The organism is Chitinophaga tropicalis, from assembly GCF_009758205.1.
In the GTDB taxonomy this organism is placed as follows: Bacteria; Bacteroidota; Bacteroidia; order Chitinophagales; family Chitinophagaceae; genus Chitinophaga; species Chitinophaga tropicalis.
This window is the reverse complement of sequence record NZ_WRXN01000008.1, coordinates 1-20,833: the sequence shown is the minus strand read 5'-3', so window position 1 is coordinate 20,833 and position 20,833 is coordinate 1. Positions and strand designations below refer to the sequence as shown.

The following is a 20,833-nucleotide window of genomic DNA, read 5'->3' as shown; positions in this document are numbered from 1 at the left end:
AGCTTTTGCCGAAGGCAAAAGCTTTTCTTTTGAGCAATTTATCCGCACCAATCAATTAACCATAAACTTCTCACCAGCACTTATCGTAGTCTTAGTACACGTCATACTACTCAAACCATCCTCCGCAGAAACATAAGCGCCATTATTCCCTCTCAAAGAAACAGTACCATCAGCATTCACAATCCAGTCAAACTGCTCCCACGGACCAACAGCCGTCCGGTTGCAGGTAACAGGCTGCGTACCATTCTCCGAGCAAACATATTTGCCACCATTGCTCAAAGCTACTTTCCCGTTCCCCGCATCAACAACAGTGAACTGCTCCCAGCCCCCAACAGCAGTACGGTTACATATCATAGGCTGTGTCCCGTTTTCACTGCTCACATACCTGCCATTAAAACCTTTCAGGGCAATAGTCATACCTACAGGATTATTCGGCCCGCCAACAACAGGAGGCGTAGGCCTGATAGCAGTAAGAGGTGTTAACCCTTTCAGCATCCTGCCCCCATCACCGGTAAGACGAAGATAGTAGTCGGCAGAGCAGGCAGTACCATCTTCATCCAGCGTCAGGAAAGAAGAACCAGCAGGTATCATGCTGCTGTTCTCAGCAGTCTTGGCTATCTGGTTACCTTCATTATATTCATCGAACATAGAGATATAAATACCCTGGCATCCTACTCTTATCATATTGTAAAACTGCCTCCACATAAAGTTACCATGAGCGCGTTGCCTTTCCTGCAGGTCGCCCGGCAGTACACAGGGTTGATAATCGATACCATTGGCATTACAATACGCCTGGTCAGGAGTATTCACATTGGTAAAGAAATTATCTGACTCCTGAGATGTTCCTATTCTTCCAACCATCCACGGAGAGATCATATTGAACGCATTGTAGGCAGAAGAGAAATCAGGCCTTGAATCGCTGTTGGCCGGTTGCGTACGCCAATGAGTAGGCACACCGCCAATAACATAACAGCCCTGGTTCTTAAACCAGTTGATCACATTCAGGCATACAGCTGCTGACCATGGATGATTCTCATCATTAAAACCAAAACCCCATATACAAACCACAGGCTTGCCGTTCTGTCTGGCATAGGCAGGAGAGGAGGTATAGGCAGCCATTTTACTGCTCCAGTCGGCCTTGATCTCAGATTGCATATTAAGCCATCCGCTTACATCATACATGATATAGAACTTTACACTATAATTCTCCGCAGCTGTTTTCACTTTGGCAGTAATAGCATCCCGCACCGGTCCTTCCTGCCCGTTGGGATTAAACCGTTGCAGCGCTGCGGCATCAATCCCATACTGTTGCATCCACTGGAAATGTGTGTTGATGGTCTGGTCAGAGAACGAAGAGAAGAGCTTTGCCGGCTGTCCGTTGTTCAGGTTCGGCCAGGCTGTCTGGAAGGTGGAAGTATAATCCCTGACATCAGGCCAGGACTTTATACCGTTGTTAGTGGATGATGGCGCTTGCGCCCAGTTCTGTGTCCAGTGCCACCAGGCATTGATAGGAGAGCCATCTCCCGTACAGGCAAACCATCCCTGGTAACCTACAGTCACCTTGCCTACAACATCTCCCGGTGGAGAGCTGAGGGCAGATACTGCCAGTGCGTCATTCTTCAGTAATTCTGTTGCTTCTGAATTCTTCCTGGTACAGCTCACCGCAAAGAAAAGCGCGGTTGCTACCAACAATCGATGTGTGGGTTTCATGATAGATAGTTGTGTTTTATTATGAGGGAATTATATACAGCAAGAACCGGGTTGAGTAGCAGCTTTACTGCATCTACCTTTGAGGGAATAAACGAGGTTATTATGCATGTACAGTCACAACCGCCTATTCTTTATTTTGGAACTCCTGTGGCACTTCTCAGCACTATCAACGAAAACGGAAGTTACAATATTGCACCAATGTCTTCTGTTTTCTGGCTGGGCTGGCGCTGTATGCTGGGACTATCTGCTTTCTCAAAAACGACAGAGAACATTCTGCGCACTAAAGAGTGCGTACTGAACCTGCCCTCCTTCAACCTGGCGCCGGCGGTGAACCGGCTGGCAAAAACTACAGGCAGCAATCCTGTACCGGCAGGAAAACTACAGAAAGGATACCGGTATGAACCCGACAAATTCGGTACAGCCGGTCTCACGCCCCTGGCCGGTAATACAGTGGCGGCGCCACGTATACTCGAATGCCCGGTACAGCTGGAAGCTGTATTGACAGGCATCCACCCGCTGGCGGAAGATAATGAAGCACAGCGTGGCAGGATCATCACATTGGAAATGCGCATACAACGTGTATACATCGACGAAAATATCCTCATGCCCGGCATGCCGGATAAAGTAGATCCGGATAAATGGCGCCCGCTCATTATGAGTTTCCAGGAATTTTACGGCCTTGGAGAAAAAGTACATACCTCCACACTGGCAGAGATCCCCGAGGTATTATATAAAACATCAGACATGGAGCAGGCAGCTACTTTGAACTTTTAGCCGGTCCCATGTCCCGGACAGCCCGCATAGTTTGGCTGTTCCGGCCATCCCTGCGTATAACCAAACAGTTTAATTTAGCGCTCATTAAACGGTTCACCATGCATGCAATAGAACATATCCAGTACATCAAAACCGGGAAGACTAAAGTATACACAGCCCTGAGTACACAGGAAGGATTGGGAAACATATGGACAGAGAACCTGGAAGTCAGGAACGAAACAGGAACTACCAGTAAATTCAATTGGGGCGAAGATTACACTACAGAAATGGAAATACAGGAGCTGAAGCCTGATGAAAGGATCTTGTGGAAATGTACAGCCTCAGATCCGGAATGGGTAGGTACCTGTATTTCGTTTGATCTTACTGAAGAGAAAGGCGTTACCAAACTGGTACTGAAACATTACAACTGGCGGGAAGTAACAGATTACTATCGCTGGTGCAATTACAACTGGGCTATGTTCCTGCTCAGCCTGAAGCAATATTGCGAAGAAGGAAAAGGAAAACCTTACCGGAAAAATTAAGTAGCACGTCAAACCGATTTGCCGTCGCGCCATCTTCAGTACCAGGCTCCCACTCACAAAAAAACGCGTTTGCCATCCGGCAAACGCGTTTTTTTGCAAACAGTTAAAACCTTCACTTAATCTTTCGTGCCCGAAACGATCACGGAAAGCCCCAACCGGTTCAGCAATACTTTATCTGTAAGACGGAAAACAGGTACAAGCGTATTATACAGCTTCATCTGTCCGCCGGGAATGATCTTATTCTTCTGCAGCTTACCTGAAACATACCATCCCATAATGCCGGCAGCATTAAAATACTGCTTCCGGGTGATCCGCAGATCATTGGCTGTGAACAGGGCTGAGAGGGTAGTTTTATTATACCTGCGGTAATGCTCTAACGCCTCATCAAAATGATTGTAAAGGCTCTGGTAAGCAGGCACCAGTATAGTCAGTTTCCCACCGGGAGCCAGCAGCTTTTTACAGTTGGCAATAGCCAGTTTATCATCCTTGATATGTTCAACTACATTCAATGCAAAAATTGCATCAAAAGTATTGAAGTACTTACCGAATTTCTGATCAAAATCAGGATCAACAATATCCAGCTCCATTACTTCTGAAGTATTCGGATGCCCGCCAAAATGCTTCTTCAGCACTTCCCGGTAACTGGGCCTGATATCACTCATTGTAAGCTGGTAATTGTTATTCAGCACAAAAGAGGAGATATTACCAATACCACTGCCTATTTCCAGCACTTTCCCCTTCAGGAAAGGATGGATAGTATCAAACATCCATTGGTTCAGTTTATCCGCTTCGCTGATCACCTTCAGGGTTTCCCAACCTTCGGGATCCATTTCTTTGTAATTGAAATCCATGCGGGCAAAAATAGCTTTTTAAGTTTGTATATGAAAAATTTCTATCAAGCGGTTCCCTGTCAGAACCTAAATTATTATTTTTGCTCCTATGGGTAACACGCTCATTATCACCGTGGGAATGGAACCCCGCTATCAGGACCACTTCAATGCCTTAAGAAGGAGACACTTTCCCTCGCATGCCAACTACCTGGATGCACACATCACATTATTCTATCATCTGCCAGCCAATCAACCCCTTATCGGGGAAGCACTACACTCATTTGCCGCCAGGGCTCCACTTACTTTACAGGTAACCGGTCTCAGCTTCTACGGCAATGGGGTAGGATACCAGCTATATTCTGAAGAATTACAGGAACTACACAGGGAAATGCAGTCAAAATTTGACCCCTGGCTCATCAGGCAGGACCGGCAACCGCTCCGCCCACATATTACCATACAGAATAAGGTAACGGCAATGAAGGCGCAGCTATTATACGACGCATTAAAAAAGAATTTTACGCCTTTTAGCTTTGACACAACCGGGTTACAGACCTGGATATACCTGAAAGGGCCGTGGAAAGCCCGGGAAACATTCCCTTTTATTATTCCCTGAACTACTTCTGCTCTTTCGCCAGGTAATTATCTATCGCATTCCCCAGCGCCTTCGTTTCCGGGGTCTCATTATCAGATCCTTCCTCAAACCAGTGATTAGCGCCCTCATTATCCTCTTTCTGCACTAACCTGATAGTTCTTGCTTCCAGCTTCACAACAAACTGCTGCTTTTCCTGCTCTTCCACTTCATAATGATGAATGGCATTACCCAGGGCTTTTGCCTCAGGCGTTTCATTATCACACCCTTCCTCAAACCAGTGATTGGCGCCCTCATTATCTTCTTTCTTCAGGAGCTTGATCTTCCTCTCTTCCAGCCTTACTATGAAGCGTTCCTTATCCTGCTGCTCTACCCGTATGGTATTATCCCCATGACCTATTGTGAATGTATTCATAGTTGTATGTTTTGATAAATAAAGCACAATCATTATGCCTGCTTTGTACTATCTCCCTGTTTATCCGCCTACGGCAAACAAACTACCTCTGATCAAAAAAAACAACCCGGGAGAACCTTGCTTTGTATATTTGTTTCATATGAAAGCAAACAAAGTCATCTGCAGGATAGCATTTTCCTCCATGCTCCTCCTTGGCATACTCCCATCCACTTCCGCACAGGATCTATACATGCCAAGAAACATTAAAAACGCCTACACCAAAGAAACAAGGACCATCAGCGGTAAACCCGGTCGCCGGTACTGGCAGAACAAGGGCAGTTACGCTATCAATCTTCTTGTACAACCACCTTCCAGAACTATATACGGGGAAGAAACTATCCAGTATGTGAACAACAGCCCGGATACCCTCCGCTACGTCGTGCTGCGGCTTATCTGTAACATTCATAAGCCCCAGGCGCCCCGCTCCGGTTACACCAGCAGTGATTTCCTTACAAAAGGCGTGATAATAGATACCCTGGTCATTAACGGTACCGCTGTATCTTTTAATAATGATGTTGGAACAGTGGCAAATGTTCAGTTACCCGAGGCTTTGGTACCAGGAGAAACTACAAAGTTCAGTATCCGCTGGCATTATGATATGTCGGTACTGAGTGGGAGGGAAGGCAGTATAGACAGCACTACTTTCTACCTGGCCTATTCATATCCCCGTATTTCAGTGTATGATGATTACAACGGATGGGATAGAATAGAACACGCTGACAGGGTAGAGTTTTATAGCGATTTTAATGACTATAAGGTAGCGGTCACAGTACCTGCCAACTACGTGGTATGGGGCACAGGCGTATTACAGAACGCAGATGAGGTATTGCAACCTGCCATTGCCGGCCGACTGATAGCTTCTTATACTTCCGATATCCCGGCGCATATCGCAACAGCCTCAGAGATGCAGCAGCACCAGGTTACCCGTCAGCAGGAATGGAATACCTGGAGATTTAAGGCAGACAATATTGCCGATGTCACCTACGGACTGAGCGATCATTACGTATGGGATGCGGCCAGCGTGATAGTAGACAGTGCGGCAAACCGCAGGGCCAGTGTACAGGCGGCTTACAATGATGCAGCAACAGATTTCCACCACTCTGTAGAATATGCCCGCTATGCCCTCAACTGGTTCTCTCACAATTGGCCCGGTGTCGCTTATCCCTTCCCTGTTATGACAGCATTCCAGGGATATGCAGACATGGAATATCCCATGATGGTGAATGACGCCACTGTAGGAGATAACCTGACCTTTGCCCGCCTGGTGCAGGACCATGAAATAGCACATACCTGGTTTCCCTTCTATATGGGTATCAACGAAAGCCGTTACGCCTTTATGGACGAAGGATGGGCCACTACCCTGGAATATCTTATCGGCCTTTCCCAGGGAGATAAGGCTGCGGCAGACAGGTTCTACAAAGAATTCCGCGTAGACGGTTATATCAACGATCCTTCTGCAGAAGAAGACCAGCCCATTATTTCCATGTCAAACCAGGTAAGTGGCAGGGGATATGGTAATAATGCCTACGGCAAACCTTCCCTGGCATATCTTGCCTTGAAGGACATGCTGGGAGATGCACTGTTCAAAAAATGCCTGCATGCCTATATGGATAACTGGAACGGAAAACACCCCATCCCATGGGATTTCTTCAATTCCTTCAATACTGCTTCCGGTCAGCAGCTGAACTGGTTCTGGAACAACTGGTTTTTCAGCAATAATTATATCGACCTGGGTATAAAGAATGTACAGCAGAAGAATGGAGCTGTCTCATTATCAGTTATTAATACTGGCGGATTTGCCGTCCCGTTCGATATCATTGTGAACTATGCGGATGGCAGCAGTGATACTGTTCATCAGACACCTGCTGTCTGGAAACAGGATTCCCGGCAGGCAGTATTCTCAATCCCTACCGGTAAAAAAGAAGTGGCCGGCATACGTGTGGACGGCAACCTGTTTATGGATGCTGAGAAGAAAGACAATGAATGGAAACGTTAGATTGATTAACGGATACAGGACTGGTATGCCTTAGGCGTGGTCCCTTCCGTTTTTCTGAATACTCTTATAAAATAATTGGTGTCGCTAAAACCGCAAAGCTTGCTTACAGTGTAAATATTGCTTTGCGGTTTTGCCAGCAATTGCTTGGCCAGCTTAACCCTTTCCCTGTTAATATACTCCAGTGGCGTTATTCCGAATTGCTCCCTGAACCATTTGAAGAAGAGGTTCCTGCTCAGATAGGCTTTCTTGCTCAACTCATCCACCGCTATTTTCTCTGTCAGGTGTTCCCGTATATAATTCAGTACAAAATGCAACCTGTTCTGATTGGTATCTGTAGTGCTGATGGATGCCTGTCTCACGTGCTGGCTCTGTATAAGCCTTATCAGCAGCTCTTTCAGCTGAAGGTCAGCATAGACGTTCTTTGCTTTATCCTCACTGGTACATATCCTGATCAGCTTATTGATCAGTTCTGTCACTTCATGATCGTTCTCGAAGTGGTACTGATCAAAGGATAGCGCCCATCTGTGCTCTTCATTCCCTGCATTGTAATAGCTGTTAAGATATTGCATGGTATCCTGTATATAGGCCTGATCTATAGCCAGCGCAATACATTGCGTGGGAGATCCCATAGTAGCTTCCGGAAAGTCAATGGTCATTGTTTCATGTGCGGGAACTATTACCGTTTCTCCCGGCAGATAATCGAAGGTGGGCTTGTCAGGAAGATGCATAACTTTTTTACCTCGTATCATGCTGGTAATGACAAGATCATTGAAGGTAAGCGGTACCTGGTATGCTTCTTCATAGCTTTCGAAGATGTTCAGTTCACAGTTCTTCAGGTTGAAGATGCGGCGGTTTTCAACCAGCGTCTGCAATTGTTTGGGTACTGTAAGATTAAGCATAATGAATAAGTTACACCATTTTTTCCAGCCGGCCGCAGGCCAGAAAAACTTTCCCCTAAAAAATCGCTTTCGCCGAAGGCGAAAGCGATTTTTTAGGCCTTTCTCCGCGTTATTCAAACTTCCCTCAAAATAAACTCAGGTACAATCGTCCTATAAATAAATACAAAAAAAACAAAACGATTTCCAGCGTTGTTGATATTAGTAGTATCGTTTTTTAGCATTGTTTCACACTAAAAAAATTCCACTATTATGAGCGTTTCAGCAACAGCTGCCCCTGTCTCGAACCTGGCAGCACGTCCCGAGTTTAAACCGAGATACGATCACTTTATTAATGGGGAATGGGTACCACCATCCGGCGGTGAATATTTCGACAACATATCACCCATAGATGGTAAAGCATTTACACAGGCAGCCCGTGGCAACGCGCAGGATATAGATAAAGCCATTGATGCAGCACATGCAGCTTTCACCTCCTGGAGCAAAACCAGCGCCGCCAGCCGTAGCAACCTGCTTTTGAAGATAGCGCAGATAGTAGAAGATAACCTGGAATACCTGGCCGTTGTGGAAACAATAGACAACGGTAAACCCATCAGGGAAACCAGGGCGGCAGACCTTCCGCTGGTGGTAGATCACTTCCGCTATTTTGCAGGCGTGATCCGCAGCGAAGAAGGTACTATCAGCGAACATGATGAAACTACCGTAAGCATTAACCTGCATGAACCAATCGGTGTTGTAGGACAGATCATCCCCTGGAATTTTCCCTTGCTGATGGCCGCATGGAAAATAGCCCCGGCATTAGCCGCTGGCTGCTGCGTAGTAGTAAAACCTGCGGAACAGACTCCCACCAGCATCATGTGCCTGATGGAACTGGTAGGCCATGTACTGCCTAAAGGGGTACTGAACATCGTAACCGGTTTTGGCGTGGAAGCTGGTAAACCGCTTGCTTCCTCTTCACGCGTACAAAAAGTGGCTTTCACAGGAGAAACCACTACCGGCCGGCTCATCATGCAATACGCCTCTGAAAATCTGATCCCTGTTACAATGGAACTGGGAGGTAAAAGCCCCAACATTTTCTTCGAAAGTGTAGCAGATTCAGATGACGCCTTCTTTGATAAAGCCATAGAAGGAGCAGTATTGTTTGCCCTCAACCAGGGCGAAGTCTGTACCTGCCCAAGCCGCATCCTGGTGCACGAGCATATCTATGACCGGTTCATGAACCGCGTTATCCAGCGTACTAAAGCTATAAAAATGGGTAACCCGCTGGACAGCACCGTTATGATGGGGGCCCAGGCCAGTGAAGATCAATATCAGAAGATCCTCAGCTACCTGGATATCGGTAAACAGGAAGGCGCAAAAATACTCTGTGGCGGAGACGCTTACCATCAGAACAGCGGACTGGAACACGGATATTACATCCAGCCAACCCTGATGTTCGGAAACAACAAGATGAGGGTATTCCAGGAAGAAATATTCGGGCCGGTAGCCTGTGTTACCACCTTCAAAACCACAGAAGAAGCCATTGCCATTGCCAACGATACCCTGTACGGATTAGGCGCTGGCGTCTGGACCCGCGATGCACATGAAATGTACCAGGTGCCCCGCGCCCTCCAGGCCGGCCGTGTATGGGTGAACTGCTATCATGCGTACCCCGCACATGCTCCGTTTGGCGGATATAAGAAATCCGGTTTCGGAAGAGAAACGCATAAGATGATGCTGAACCACTACCGGCAAACTAAAAATATGCTGATCTCTTACAGTAAAGATAAACTGGGGTTCTTTTAAGGGGGACGGGCAGGATGTTTAATTTCCTGCTCCATAGGATGGGACAGGGGGCTGCATGCCCCCTGTCATTATTGTAACTAATTCACTTCAGCATGCCCGAAAGGATCATTGCTACGGAAGCAGCTATTGAACTTATTGACAAACTCCGGAAGCAGCATGGCCCCCTCATGTTTCACCAGAGCGGTGGCTGTTGCGATGGCTCCCAGCCCATGTGTTTCCCCGAAGGGGAGTTCAGGGTGGGACAGACCGACGTATGCCTCGGAGAAGTGGCAGGTTGTAAATTCTATATGAGCGGAGACCAGTTTGAATACTGGAAACATACCCAGCTAATCCTTGATGTTATCAAAGGAAGAGGTAGCAGTTTCTCCCTGGAGATTCCGCTTGGCGTTCGTTTCCATATCCGGTCCCGTATATTTTCAGATCAGGAACTGGCTGAGCTGAGCTGATACATTCCTGCCTGTTTATGGTAAGGGTGTGCGTGTAAACAGGATGGCCTTAAAGTCAAACCCTCCCGCCTCAGCATGGAGCCGCAGGGTTTGATGGCCATTCTTCAATGTAACGTTCTTTACATCAACCGTCTGCCATTGCCCTTTATGTCCCGCAGGTACGGCAATAGTGCTGCTAACCGGTTTCCCGTTAACAGTAAGGTAGAATTTCCCGTTACCCTTATTACCCGCAACAAGCACCAGTAAAGTATACTTCCCGTTTCGTTTTGCATTGATCGTATACTGCAGCCATTCTCCCTTCTCAATATCCGTTACATAATACTGGTCTGCACTGTCTTTATCGGCCATGATATCCACGCCGTCATTCCGGTACGCCCTGCCGCTGTTACCTCCCGTCATTTTAGGGTCAGATACGCGGTAGTTGGCAGTATCCGTATCGTAATAGGCAGCGCCATTTACACCAAGATCATAGTCTGTGGCAGGTAAAAAGAAGTTGTCTGTTATGATATTGGCATTGAAAGGCTTTGCCTGCCTTGTGAATGGCTGCCGCATCATGGCGTCTGTCACATCCCGGTGCAGGATATTATTGCTGATATTGGTAGCCTGTGCCAGCTCCATCAACGCGGCAAAGGCTGCCGTTTCATCAGGTTTCTCACCCTTACCGTTCCAGTAATTAAGTATCTGTTGATAGCCATCATTAGAAGGTATCTCCAGCGGATTGCTGACGCCCAGCTTTTTCAGCGGCCACCATGACCAGCCAATATTATTCTTTTCCAGCAAACGGATGGCTTCCGTAAACCACACATTCGAGTTCTCCCCGGTTTCTCCTACCCATACAGGAATATTGTATTTCCTGCGGTAATCCAGTATATACCGGATAGATTGCTGGTCATTGAAATTCCAGTATTTATGAAAGCTCAGTGCCATGTTCTTATCCCACGGGGGAAGCATACCATTGTAGTTATTTCCCCAGCCATTCCCTTCAATGATGATCATATGTTGCTGGTCTGCTTCCCTGATGGCAGTGGTGATCTCCTGCAGCAACTTTTTCAGCGGAGCGTTATGCTGCTCTTTAAGGCCATTTTTATCATTTTGGGGATCGTCAAACCCGAAATTCGGCTCATTAAGAATATCATACGCGCCTATCCATGGCTCATCCTTATAATGAGCAGCTATCTTTTTCCAGAGAGCAATAGTTTGCTTTTGTGCCTCTTCATTTTCCCACAGAGAAGGACGGGAGCTATCCCTGTCGGAGATATTGAGGTCATTGCCCTGTCCGCCCGGAGCTGCATGCAGGTCCAGTATCAGGTACATGCTATTCTCTTTGCACCACTGTAATAATGTATCTGTCAGGGCAAACCCCTTATATATATCCAGGTAGAGATTGTAATGCATGGGTAATCGCACGGAATTAAAGCCCCATGCCTTCAGTGAATCTATATCTGCCTTTGTGGTATGATTGGACAGCCACGCATCATAGAATGCGTCTGTTTTCTCCCTGCCCACCAGTTCCTCTATACGGGCGCGGATCTTATGCTGTTGCCCCGGTCCGTTTATCCGCAGCATATAACCTTCCTGCAGCATCCAGCCGCCCAGGCCAATACCGCGTAACAATACATTTTCTCCTTTCCCATTGACAATCTTTGTGCCTTCTGCTTTCAGAAATCCCTGGCTATGTCCTGCTCCAGGGGCAATAAAGAGGGAGATCAGTAACAATAACGTGATGTGTTTCATAACCCTGAGTTGAACGTGAAGCTGTTAAAATACGGTATCAGTTTGACTTTTTCGCCGCCTGAAAGCCAAATCTCTCTCATGAAAACTTCAGCCTTGCGCAACCCGGAAATTCCTTCTCAAAATATCATGAACAGGTTTTATCAAAGTATAATGAAAATTCTTAATTCCCGGCAAAAACAAGTTTGAGTGCTGCTTCTGATTGCAATTTTAAGTTGGCAGATAGAAAAGTGGTACTTTCTTTCGGAAAGCATTGTGGCGCTAAAGTGATACCGCAATGCATACACTATCCATACTTTATAGTAGGCTTTGAGTAGGAGTATCTATACAATATCTGTGCTTTGGACTACCGGTAATGTCTTTTCAGAAAAACTGACTTTTGCTTTTTATCACAAAAACTTCAGCTCCGCACCGTGCAAAAGAACTCTCAAAAAACAGGGTTTTGCCGAAGACGGAACCCTGTTTTTTGAGCAATTCTCTGAGATTACTTCTCTTAACGAATTTTTAACATATATCACCCCTAAAACATAGTATTTTTTATTAATAGATAAATAAAAAAGCTAACTTTGCGCTGCCTTTTAACACGGATGTATATATGAAAAACTGGACAGTTGTCATAGACGCCGTCCCGAAAAAGCATGTATATAAACTTATATAGAATGTTCAAAAGTTTAAGTCTTCTTTCCGCTCTTTTCCTTGCAGCGCCTGCAATGGCACAAACAACCTTCACAATAAAAGGACAATTGGGAAAGCTCCAGGCTCCGGCAAAGGTTTATATCGGTTATTCTGTAGAAGGTAAGACTGTATATGATTCCGCTGATGTTGATAACGGTTTTTTCCAGTTAGCCCAGGACGTACCTTATCCTGTAAACGCAATGCTTTCTGTAAGCAGGACCGGAGAACCAACCACTGTTTTTGACAGTAAGAACGTAGCCCGTCTGTACGTAGAACCCGGTGTAACCATCTGGCTTACTTCCGATGAAAATATCTCAAACTTCGAAGCTACTGGTTCAGAATCAGAACTTGATTATAAGGTATATCAGCGTTATATGGCTCCTGTTGAAGCGAAGCTGAATTCACTTACAAAGGAATCTTCCAACCCGACTGATACTTCTGCTAAAGCAATGACAGCGAGGAGAGAGTATTTCGAGAAGCTGAGAGCTGCAATGGAAGAAAGAAGAGGATTGATGAAAACCTTTATCTCCGAGCATCCTGACATGTATATTTCGCTTGACTTACTCGAAGAATATAGCGGTTATTTTATCGATTACCGGGATGTTGAGCCAATTTATAAAACGCTGACTGAAAGTGTGAGAGAAACCGTAAAAGGTAAGGCGTTTGAGAAAAGGATCAATGATGCAAAGGCAACAGCTATTGGAAAGGTAGCGCCTGAATTTGCATTGAAAGATACGGAAGGCAATAAAGTAACTTTATCATCATTCAAAGGCAAATATGTATTCCTGAATTTCTGGTCAAGTCTTTCCGGTACTTCCAGGGCAGAGAATGCTATGCTGAAAATGATCCTGAAGCAGTTTAACGACAAGAAACTCGCTATTATAGGTATCGGCCTGGAAGAGCGTAAAGATGAGTGGAAGAAAGCTATTCAGGAAGATGGTCTGTTCTGGTTACAGCTGAGTGACCTGAACTACATGAAAAGTGAAGTGGCTCTGCAATACGGTATTACCGCTATACCGCAGAACGTACTGATAGACCCTGCAGGCAATATCATTGCCAGGAACCTGAAAGGACGTAACCTGGAAGAGAAGCTGAAAGAGGTACTGTAACTGTAATTAGTAGGATGATAATAAAAAAAACGCTTCAACCGTCAGGTTGAAGCGTTTTTCATTATAAGCTACCTATCTTTTTCCAGTAAATGATAGTGCTGGTAAGCCCGCCATGTGGCTTTAGCGCAAAATCCGGGATCACACCTGCCTTCTGAAAACCATGTTTCTCATAAAGCCCCGCTGCTCCCTCATCTTCAGCGGTATCCAGCGTCAGCAAAGTTCTCCCATGTTCTACTGCCAGGCGTTCTGCCTCTGTTAGCAGTGCACGGGCAACTCCCTGCCCCCGGTACTTTACACGCGTCATCATCTTGGCAATTTCCCCGCGATGAGGTTGATTCGGCGGACAATCAAGATGCAGTGTTACCGTACCGATAAGCAGATCTCTATCAAAAGCGCCTAATATAATCCGCTCTCCCCGGTCTGCAGCGGCAAGGGAAGCTGTCCAGAATGCTATCGCCTTTTCAGGCGCCAGCGGATGCATGAAACTGACAGAGCCTCCATGGGCAACTGTTTCAATGATCATTTCCGCCAGGGATGAAATGATCTCTGGTTTTGAGCTGAGAGAAGTGATGTTGAATTTTGGTTGCATGGGGGCAAATATAAAAATCGCCCCGGAAATCTGCTGCATTAAACCACGAATAATACAAAAGACTTTACCACAGGCTCTTCGTATAGAACCAAGTTGCTGCTATTGTTTGCTGAAAAGATTAGTATTTTTGTGTGGCTAAGAAGAACAGGGATGCTAAAGATATAGTGCTTGCCCACTATATTAATTTGCTTGCCGGGATTCGTCTGAAATAATAGTATTACCATTTTCTGGATCTTTTTTAACGATCAGAGATTTTACTGAGAATGAAAACGGCCCTTTTATATATATACAACCTACTCCGGTTAAGTATATTACTTCTTCCAATTCTTTAGACTCAAAAATTAAGGCCAGTCTACGGAGGGTTTGACTAAAATATGCAATTTTACAGGTGCCATTACGATAAGCTAATAGTAATTCGTTTATCTGCTTATATCACTGGTTAAAATCATATCGTTATACGGATTGTATTAAAATGATATAGATTGAAATAAATAAAAAAGAGAACCATACCATTAGTGCAGCTCTCTAACATTATTTCAATTTAAGATAGCAGGAGTGTACAGTCCTGCTAATTATACTAGTTTATTTTGTTTTTAATAACTCACCAGGCACTGGATTATTCTTCATAAATTCCTTCGCCTTTTCTAACTGTTTAATGAAAAATGGACTCTTCCGGGGATCTGGCAAAGATGACTCCTGCTGCCCGGTTACATGCTCATTTTTATCTTTAACTATTTTGGAAAATTTATACGCCATTTTTCCTGTTTAAGCAAATTTACAATTATTTTTTTATTACCAGAAATGCCTCGTAGTTGGTAGCAAATTTGAATTCCTGCCATTTACCGTCTTTGTACCCCAGGATCTTAAAATGCGCCTCTATTTCTTTTCTATAAGCGTTGATCCCCATTTGATATAACCTGGTTCTGGATGGTGTGCTTCCTATAGCGTGAATAGCAACCTTTTCATAAGGCTCTGTAAAATCCAGTACCGTATTTGCAACAGTGGCCAATACCTTGAGCTTATCTTCATTGTTGGAAACTGTCAGATCATTATAAGATTTATCATCCTCATTATAATCTCCAAATCCCAGATTAAAAAGAGGTATTCCCCCTTCTAAAGTACCCATCATTTCATATGTCACCACCTTTTTAATGGCGCCATTTGGGCCAGTACTTTCAAATTCAAATTGTGCGGAAATGTTGGCTTGTATATAAGGATATTTTTCTGTACTCATATTATTACAAATGTAGATCGTGGTACTACTCAGATTTTATTCATTTTCATTCATTTTTTTAATATCAATAATTTCTAACCATTCATTGTCTTTCGTCCATTTCATTAAACTAAAAAGTCAATTTTTTGAGTAGTAGATCATTTGTACAAAAACACAAAAGACCGTAAAGGCTACGTCCTACGGGCCTCTTAATGCCCTTTTTGATATTAAATATGTCGGGACAACGGGACAAATTTCGAATCTGTTGTGGAAATAGATGCGTTTGTAGACCAGTGGCGCGGAACATAGCAGCATTACCGGAAGGCGTAATAAAAACGACTGAAAAAGTCTTGCCGCGGTAAGAAATGCAGAAGGTTTTAAAGCAGAAAATGGTGGTTGGACGACGTTAGCATTTTCTGCAAGAACAGCTGAGATTATGAAAAAGTTATGGAAAATGGTGCACAAACTATAGCAGGCGAATTAAAGATAGAAGAATTACTTAGAAGTTTTAAATAGTTCATTTAATTCAAACTATTTAGAAATTATTCCAATTAAAAACCCTTCAAGTCGTTGGATTTGAAGGGTTTCATTTTGTAGTCGGGACAGCACCTGCTGATCAATGTGGACGCAAATCAATAAGTATAGTACGCTATGGCATTATGCTATTTTCAGCTTCGGGTGTACGCCGGGATTTTCCAGATATTGGGAGCCCCACTCATCCATAACACTGATCACCGGAAGTAATGATAAGCCCAGGTCTGTCAGGAAATATTCTACTTTGGGTGGAAGCACGGGATGCACTACCCTGCTGATAATTCCATGTTCTTCCAGTTCCTGAAGTTGCTGATACAAAACCCTTCGCGTGGCTTTGGGATTTAGTCGTTGTAATTCGCTGGGCCTTTTATGTCCTTTCCAGATATTATGGATCAGGCAAGGCTTCCATTTTCCGCCAATTATTTCCATGATCATGGCCATGCCGCAATTCAGGTCTTTGGGAATCTTTCTTTCAGCCATAATATACTGTTTTACGAAGTGAAATTAAACAATAAAACAATACAGGGGTATAGAGCTAATTTTAGCCCTATGCTATAATGAAGTGCGTACTTGTCTACAGCATACAAGCATCCTAGCTTTGCAGATGAATTATTTTGAAAGTGGGCCCGCCGGAAAGATGTTTCGCTTTTTAAGTCAAATTAAAATTATTACACAATGAAAAGGTATATAAATTTTTTTGTAGCAGCTTTGTTTTTCACGTTAACTGTTTCGGCACAGGAAAAAGCAAAGCCGCTGCCACAACCCAGTAGCTATCATATGATGATTGGCGATATAGAGGTCATTGCGTTTTCGGATGGCAGCATTCCCCAGGAACTGAATAAATTGATGACAAATACAACACCTGCTGAAATTGAGGAGCTGACCCACTCCAATTTTCAAACACCAGTAGTGGAAGCTTCAGTAAATGCTTACCTCGTGAAAACGGCAGGAAAACTCATTTTGATAGATGCCGGCACTTCCGAATTATATGGGCCTGCGCTCGGGCATCTGCCTGCCAGTATGATCAGCGCTGGCTATGATCCAAAAGAGATAGATGCAGTTTTGATTACCCATATTCATACCGATCACACCGGAGGTTTAATGGATGGTGATAAAATGGTGTTTCCCAATGCGACCATTTATGTAAGCAAAAAGGAAGCAGACTTTTGGCTAAGCGACGAAAGCTATGCCAAAGCTCCTGAGAGACTGAAGCCTTACTATGATCAGGCGCGACTAAAAATGCTGCCTTATGTTAAGGCTGGAAAGGTGAAGACCTTTGATTACAGCACAGAGCTATTCCCGGGCATACTGCCTGTTGCCAGCCCGGGGCATACGCCTGGTCATAGTTTTTACCAGGTGACAGGTAAAGGTGAAAAAATAATGTTCTGGGGCGATATTATGCATGTCGCCGCGCTGCAATTCACTAAGCCTGATATAACCATTGTTTACGATGTAGACCCTAAAGCGGCTGCAGCAGCACGCAAAAAAGCGTATGAAGATGCGGCCAAAGGCCGGTACTGGATAGCAGGCGATCACCTGTCGTTCCCCGGCATCGGTCATATTCGTAAAATGAACAAGGGTTACAGTTGGGTCCCTGTTAATTACACAACCACCGGCATCGGTCAATAATTACCGTATGAAAATAGTATTCAAATTAGCATTACAGTCCTTTATGGTGACTGTAATGCTGGCCATTGGTTTATCTATGTTTGCCCAGGTGCCTGACTCATCCGACTCCATCTTATTTCGTAAGCTCTATAGTGAGGCTTTAAAGAATGGCCAAACGGATGTTAACCTGCGTTACCTCACTTCCCGCATTGGCGCGCGTATAAGTGGCTCGTTACAGGCACAGCAAACCGTTGAGTGGTCAAAAAAAGTATTGGCGCAATACAAGTCGGATAGTGTATATCTGCAGCCCGTAACAGTACCTCATTGGGTAAGGGGTGCAAAAGAACTTTCTTATTATACGGCTAAAGGCCGGCGGGTAAAAATGGACGTTACTGCCCTGGGAGGCTCCATTGGCACTGATGGCCTGTTAACGGCCGGCGTTGTTGAAGTAAAGTCGTGGGCCGAATTGGCCGCTTTACCCGATCAGGCAGTAAAAGGTAAGTTTGTTTTCTTCAACCGGGCTATGGATGCGGGTGAGATCGAGACATTCAAAGCTTATCTGATTGCGGCAGATCAACGGGCGCAGGGGGCTATTGCAGCCTCCCGCAGGGGCGCCGTTGGAGCGCTGGTAAGGTCATTAACACTCGCCAAAGATGATTACCCGCATACAGGCGCCATGAATTACGACACGGCCGTCCCGAAAATTCCGGCAGCAGCGCTGAGCACCAATAGCGCCGATCTGCTAAGTGATGCTTTGAAGAAAGATCCTGGCCTGCAGTATACGCTTCGTATGTATTGCATTCAGCTACCCGATGTGCAGTCGTATAATGTAATAGCCGAGATCAGAGGAGCAAAATACCGGGAGGAGTATGTAACGGTAGGCGCACATCTTGATTCCTGGGACCTCAGTGAAAGTGCCAGTGACGACGGTACTGGTATAGTACAGGCCATGGAAGTGCTGAGGCTTTTCAGGGCAACTGCACTACAACCCGAACGTACCGTGAGGATCATTCTATACATGAATGAAGAGGCCGGTGCACATGGCGCCATCCAATATGCCAAACAGGCCAGGTTGCGCAATGAAAAACATGTTGCCGTTATTGAGTCTGATGCAGGCGGCTTTGCGCCACGTGGATTCAGGATTGAAACCACACCTGAAGCCATGGCTCGGTTTCAACAATGGAAAGAATTATTCATGCCTTATAAAGCAGGTGACATACAGCTGCAGCAACGCGGTGTTGACCTGACGCCTATGAAGGAACAGGCAACAGCGCTGATCAGTCTTGACTGTGACGATAGCCGGTTGTTTTATATTCATCATAGCGCACTGGATACCTACGATAAAATTAATCAAAGGGAAGTTGCTATGGGCGCAGCTGCAATGGCTGCCATGGTTGCACTTATCAGTAAATATGGATTATAAAATGAAAAAGTTAATAACTATCGCAGTAATGGGGTTGTTTATAACGACCGCATATGCACAAACAAATAATGCAGGACCGAATCATTCAGTAATTATACCGAATACAAAGGGTTGGTTTTTGTGTCGGGCCAGATCGGTAATGGGGATGCAGGCTTTAACGAAGAGTTACGCCAGGCTTTAGATAATATAAGCGCCATCCTGAAACAGGCCGGAACCTCTATGAAAAAAGTGCTGAATGTTACCGTTTACCTGCAGAGTATGCAGCAGCTAGAAATTTTGTATAAATATATTGCATTGTGCGAAATTTTGCAAATTATATCTCCCTGGGAAAAGACGCAGATCAACGCTTCGTAAAACACAACTGCGAAGAATATTTACTATAAACAAAAATAAGGGAAGAGAAATACCAATTGCCGGCCCGGTTTCTGGATTCAGCACATATATTTTCCCGTTAGACTTGTCATACCTGCAAATCACCAAAGCATGAATAGCCTCCGGCGTATACCAGGTATGATCGGATTATCATTATTCATTGAACGAAGTTGCAGATCCAAGTGCATTTCTGGTGGGACCTGCATTGAAAATCTTCCTTCGTCATAAAATATAAATGAATGCACTACTATCAGATTTACTGCCGAACGTACAAACATAGCAATATGGAAATCAATCTTATAAAAACAAAAATTTGTTTTGCCTAAACTCAGGAGATGTTTAATTTGCCTACAATAACTATATCAATGGAGGATAATCTTAAAAATGCCGATATCATATTCTACAGTAATCCTAACGGAGACATAAAAGTTGAAGTAGTATACAATGATGATACTTTTTGGTTAACGCAAAAAAGAATGGGGGAGCTGTTTTCTATTGAAAGCCACACGATTACTTATCATCTTAAAGAAATATATAGAAGTGGAGAATTAGATGAGGCAGCAACTGCTCGAAAAATTCGAGTAGTTCAAAAGGAAGGCTCCAGAGATGTAAAACGAGTATTAGATTTTTACAATCTTGATGTAATTATTGCTATTGGTTATAGAGTTAATAGTTTTGAAGCGACCCAATTTCGCATATGGGCCACTAAAGTCTTGAAGGATTATATTATAAAAGGATTTGTACTGGATGATGAACGACTAAAACAAGGGCAACGTTTTGGTAAAGATTACTTTGACGAATTATTGAACGTATTAGAGAAATACGAGCCAGCGAACGTAGATTTTATCTTAAAATAACTGATATATATGAGCAGTGCAGTATTGATTATAATAAAGATGCTGAGATTACTCAGCAATTCTTTAAGACTGTTCAAAACAAATTACATTATGCAATATCAGGTAAGACAGCAGCTCAAATAATAGCAGAAAGAGCTGATGCAAGTAAACCTCATATGGGATTACAAACCTTTAAAAATGCTCCTGCTGGCAAAGTACTCAAAAGTGATATTGCTGTCGCTAAAAATTACCTTATAGAAAAAGAAATTAAGGAGTTGGAAAGAATTGTATCTATGTACTTAGACTATGCAGAGAATCAGGCTGCAAGACAATTACCAATGAAGATGTCTGACTGGGTACAAAAACTTGATGGTTTTCTCCAATTTAACGAATACCAGATTTTAAAAGATGCAGGAAAAATAAGCCATGCGGTGGCAATGAAATTAGCTGAAACAGAATATGAAAAATTCAGGATTGACCAGGACAGAACTTTTAAAAGTGATTTTGAAAAAGAATTTAAGCACATCCTAAAAAGGCCCTAACCCAACCCCAAAGTGAAATCGTTTAATTTATTAAAACATGAATGACACACCTCACTATATAAAACAGTTACAATTGAGACTGTAAAATGAACTGTGTCAAAGGTTAAAATAATTTCCTGACCTTTAACACAAGTTTCTTTTTATGAGCAAGAATGATCAATTTGATTACGACGGCCTCAAGAAAAAGGCCTTAGAACAGT

At 44.2% G+C, this 20,833-nt stretch carries 18 protein-coding genes and 2 pseudogenes; 11 read left to right on the top strand and 9 right to left on the bottom strand.

Translation table 11 applies throughout. The features are described from left to right. Positions 1–51: 51 nt before the first annotated feature. On the bottom strand, positions 52–1,710 hold the full coding sequence (locus GO493_RS18270) for a lectin (protein WP_157307668.1): 1,659 nt from the start codon (positions 1,708–1,710) through the stop codon (positions 52–54). A gap of 102 nt (positions 1,711–1,812) precedes the next feature. Here GO493_RS18270 and GO493_RS18265 point away from each other — a divergent pair, with 102 nt between their 5' ends. Together GO493_RS18265 and GO493_RS18260 are read left to right on the top strand one after the other, a co-directional pair. After that, positions 1,813–2,484, top strand: coding sequence for a flavin reductase family protein (locus GO493_RS18265; RefSeq protein ID WP_157307667.1), 672 nt, complete (start codon positions 1,813–1,815; stop codon positions 2,482–2,484). 98 nt (positions 2,485–2,582) lie between these two features. After that, a complete protein-coding gene (locus GO493_RS18260) occupies positions 2,583–3,005 on the top strand; it encodes an SRPBCC family protein (RefSeq protein WP_157307666.1) in 423 nt (140 codons plus the stop codon). A 116-nt stretch (positions 3,006–3,121) separates the two neighbouring features. On the opposite strand, the gene GO493_RS18255 is transcribed toward GO493_RS18260, so the two are convergent. Further along, positions 3,122–3,856, bottom strand: coding sequence for a class I SAM-dependent methyltransferase (locus tag GO493_RS18255; RefSeq protein WP_157307665.1), 735 nt, complete (start codon positions 3,854–3,856; stop codon positions 3,122–3,124). A gap of 88 nt (positions 3,857–3,944) precedes the next feature. On the opposite strand from GO493_RS18255, the gene GO493_RS18250 reads away from it, so the two are divergent. Then, on the top strand, positions 3,945–4,448 hold the full coding sequence (locus tag GO493_RS18250) for a 2'-5' RNA ligase family protein (RefSeq protein WP_157307664.1): 504 nt from the start codon (positions 3,945–3,947) through the stop codon (positions 4,446–4,448). A 1-nt stretch (position 4,449) separates the two neighbouring features. Here the strand turns inward: GO493_RS18250 and GO493_RS18245 are convergent, their stop codons facing one another. Continuing rightward, on the bottom strand, positions 4,450–4,839 hold the full coding sequence (locus GO493_RS18245; RefSeq protein WP_157307663.1) for a hypothetical protein: 390 nt from the start codon (positions 4,837–4,839) through the stop codon (positions 4,450–4,452). 139 nt (positions 4,840–4,978) lie between these two features. Between GO493_RS18245 and GO493_RS18240 the strand changes: the two genes are divergently transcribed. After that, on the top strand, positions 4,979–6,874 hold the full coding sequence (locus tag GO493_RS18240; protein WP_198315753.1) for a M1 family metallopeptidase: 1,896 nt from the start codon (positions 4,979–4,981) through the stop codon (positions 6,872–6,874). A gap of 5 nt (positions 6,875–6,879) precedes the next feature. On the opposite strand, the gene GO493_RS18235 is transcribed toward GO493_RS18240, so the two are convergent. Next, entirely contained in the window at positions 6,880–7,773 is an 894-nt protein-coding gene (locus GO493_RS18235) for an AraC family transcriptional regulator (RefSeq protein WP_157307662.1), read from the bottom strand. Positions 7,774–8,022: 249 nt separating this feature from the next. Between GO493_RS18235 and GO493_RS18230 the strand changes: the two genes are divergently transcribed. Together GO493_RS18230 and GO493_RS18225 are read left to right on the top strand one after the other, a co-directional pair. Then, a complete protein-coding gene (locus GO493_RS18230) occupies positions 8,023–9,555 on the top strand; it encodes an aldehyde dehydrogenase family protein (protein ID WP_157307661.1) in 1,533 nt (510 codons plus the stop codon). A 92-nt stretch (positions 9,556–9,647) separates the two neighbouring features. Next, complete coding sequence (locus tag GO493_RS18225; RefSeq protein WP_157307660.1) at positions 9,648–10,001, top strand: DUF779 domain-containing protein; 354 nt, start codon at positions 9,648–9,650, stop codon at positions 9,999–10,001. Positions 10,002–10,016: 15 nt separating this feature from the next. Here GO493_RS18225 and GO493_RS18220 read toward each other — a convergent pair whose 3' ends face one another. Then, positions 10,017–11,735, bottom strand: coding sequence for a cellulase family glycosylhydrolase (locus GO493_RS18220; protein ID WP_157307659.1), 1,719 nt, complete (start codon positions 11,733–11,735; stop codon positions 10,017–10,019). Between the two features lie 656 nt (positions 11,736–12,391). Here GO493_RS18220 and GO493_RS18215 point away from each other — a divergent pair. Further along, entirely contained in the window at positions 12,392–13,516 is a 1,125-nt protein-coding gene (locus GO493_RS18215) for a TlpA disulfide reductase family protein (RefSeq protein WP_157307658.1), read from the top strand. Between the two features lie 61 nt (positions 13,517–13,577). Here the strand turns inward: GO493_RS18215 and GO493_RS18210 are convergent, their stop codons facing one another. From GO493_RS18210 to GO493_RS18195, 4 genes are all read right to left on the bottom strand, one after another. After that, on the bottom strand, positions 13,578–14,105 hold the full coding sequence (locus GO493_RS18210; protein WP_157307657.1) for a GNAT family N-acetyltransferase: 528 nt from the start codon (positions 14,103–14,105) through the stop codon (positions 13,578–13,580). 582 nt (positions 14,106–14,687) lie between these two features. Continuing rightward, a complete protein-coding gene (locus GO493_RS18205) occupies positions 14,688–14,861 on the bottom strand; it encodes a hypothetical protein (RefSeq protein ID WP_157307656.1) in 174 nt (57 codons plus the stop codon). A 25-nt stretch (positions 14,862–14,886) separates the two neighbouring features. Next, positions 14,887–15,339, bottom strand: a complete 453-nt coding sequence (locus GO493_RS18200) for a DUF6934 family protein (protein WP_157307655.1) — start codon at positions 15,337–15,339, stop codon at positions 14,887–14,889. Between the two features lie 636 nt (positions 15,340–15,975). After that, complete coding sequence (locus GO493_RS18195; RefSeq protein WP_157307654.1) at positions 15,976–16,332, bottom strand: winged helix-turn-helix transcriptional regulator; 357 nt, start codon at positions 16,330–16,332, stop codon at positions 15,976–15,978. Positions 16,333–16,527: 195 nt separating this feature from the next. Between GO493_RS18195 and GO493_RS18190 the strand changes: the two genes are divergently transcribed. The 4 genes and pseudogenes from GO493_RS18190 (at position 16,528) to GO493_RS31435 (ending at position 20,633) form a co-directional block, all read left to right on the top strand. Continuing rightward, a complete protein-coding gene (locus tag GO493_RS18190) occupies positions 16,528–17,481 on the top strand; it encodes an MBL fold metallo-hydrolase (protein WP_157307653.1) in 954 nt (317 codons plus the stop codon). Positions 17,482–17,488: 7 nt separating this feature from the next. Continuing rightward, a complete protein-coding gene (locus tag GO493_RS18185; RefSeq protein WP_157307652.1) occupies positions 17,489–18,883 on the top strand; it encodes a M20/M25/M40 family metallo-hydrolase in 1,395 nt (464 codons plus the stop codon). A 90-nt stretch (positions 18,884–18,973) separates the two neighbouring features. Continuing rightward, a pseudogene (locus GO493_RS31440) lies at positions 18,974–19,237 on the top strand (RidA family protein); the annotation flags it as partial. A 353-nt stretch (positions 19,238–19,590) separates the two neighbouring features. Continuing rightward, positions 19,591–20,633 (top strand): annotated as a pseudogene (locus tag GO493_RS31435) (virulence RhuM family protein). The last annotated feature ends 200 nt before the right edge of the window (positions 20,634–20,833 follow it).

Bases quoted from the DNA above. Each gene is read 5' to 3' on its own strand.
- GO493_RS18240 (WP_198315753.1), top strand. From the start codon at position 4,979: ATGAAAGCAAACAAAGTCATCTGCAGGATAGCATTTTCCTCCATGCTC.
- GO493_RS18200 (WP_157307655.1), bottom strand. From the start codon at position 15,339: ATGAGTACAGAAAAATATCCTTATATACAAGCCAACATTTCCGCACAA.
- GO493_RS18265 (WP_157307667.1), top strand. From the start codon at position 1,813: ATGCATGTACAGTCACAACCGCCTATTCTTTATTTTGGAACTCCTGTG.
- GO493_RS18215 (WP_157307658.1), top strand. From the start codon at position 12,392: ATGTTCAAAAGTTTAAGTCTTCTTTCCGCTCTTTTCCTTGCAGCGCCT.
- GO493_RS18205 (WP_157307656.1), bottom strand. From the start codon at position 14,861: ATGGCGTATAAATTTTCCAAAATAGTTAAAGATAAAAATGAGCATGTA.
- GO493_RS18195 (WP_157307654.1), bottom strand. From the start codon at position 16,332: ATGGCTGAAAGAAAGATTCCCAAAGACCTGAATTGCGGCATGGCCATG.
- GO493_RS18185 (WP_157307652.1), top strand. From the start codon at position 17,489: ATGAAAATAGTATTCAAATTAGCATTACAGTCCTTTATGGTGACTGTA.
- GO493_RS18225 (WP_157307660.1), top strand. From the start codon at position 9,648: ATGCCCGAAAGGATCATTGCTACGGAAGCAGCTATTGAACTTATTGAC.
- GO493_RS18250 (WP_157307664.1), top strand. From the start codon at position 3,945: ATGGGTAACACGCTCATTATCACCGTGGGAATGGAACCCCGCTATCAG.
- GO493_RS18255 (WP_157307665.1), bottom strand. From the start codon at position 3,856: ATGGATTTCAATTACAAAGAAATGGATCCCGAAGGTTGGGAAACCCTG.
- GO493_RS18270 (WP_157307668.1), bottom strand. From the start codon at position 1,710: ATGAAACCCACACATCGATTGTTGGTAGCAACCGCGCTTTTCTTTGCG.
- GO493_RS18245 (WP_157307663.1), bottom strand. From the start codon at position 4,839: ATGAATACATTCACAATAGGTCATGGGGATAATACCATACGGGTAGAG.
- GO493_RS18210 (WP_157307657.1), bottom strand. From the start codon at position 14,105: ATGCAACCAAAATTCAACATCACTTCTCTCAGCTCAAAACCAGAGATC.
- GO493_RS18235 (WP_157307662.1), bottom strand. From the start codon at position 7,773: ATGCTTAATCTTACAGTACCCAAACAATTGCAGACGCTGGTTGAAAAC.
- GO493_RS18190 (WP_157307653.1), top strand. From the start codon at position 16,528: ATGAAAAGGTATATAAATTTTTTTGTAGCAGCTTTGTTTTTCACGTTA.
- GO493_RS18230 (WP_157307661.1), top strand. From the start codon at position 8,023: ATGAGCGTTTCAGCAACAGCTGCCCCTGTCTCGAACCTGGCAGCACGT.
- GO493_RS18220 (WP_157307659.1), bottom strand. From the start codon at position 11,735: ATGAAACACATCACGTTATTGTTACTGATCTCCCTCTTTATTGCCCCT.
- GO493_RS18260 (WP_157307666.1), top strand. From the start codon at position 2,583: ATGCATGCAATAGAACATATCCAGTACATCAAAACCGGGAAGACTAAA.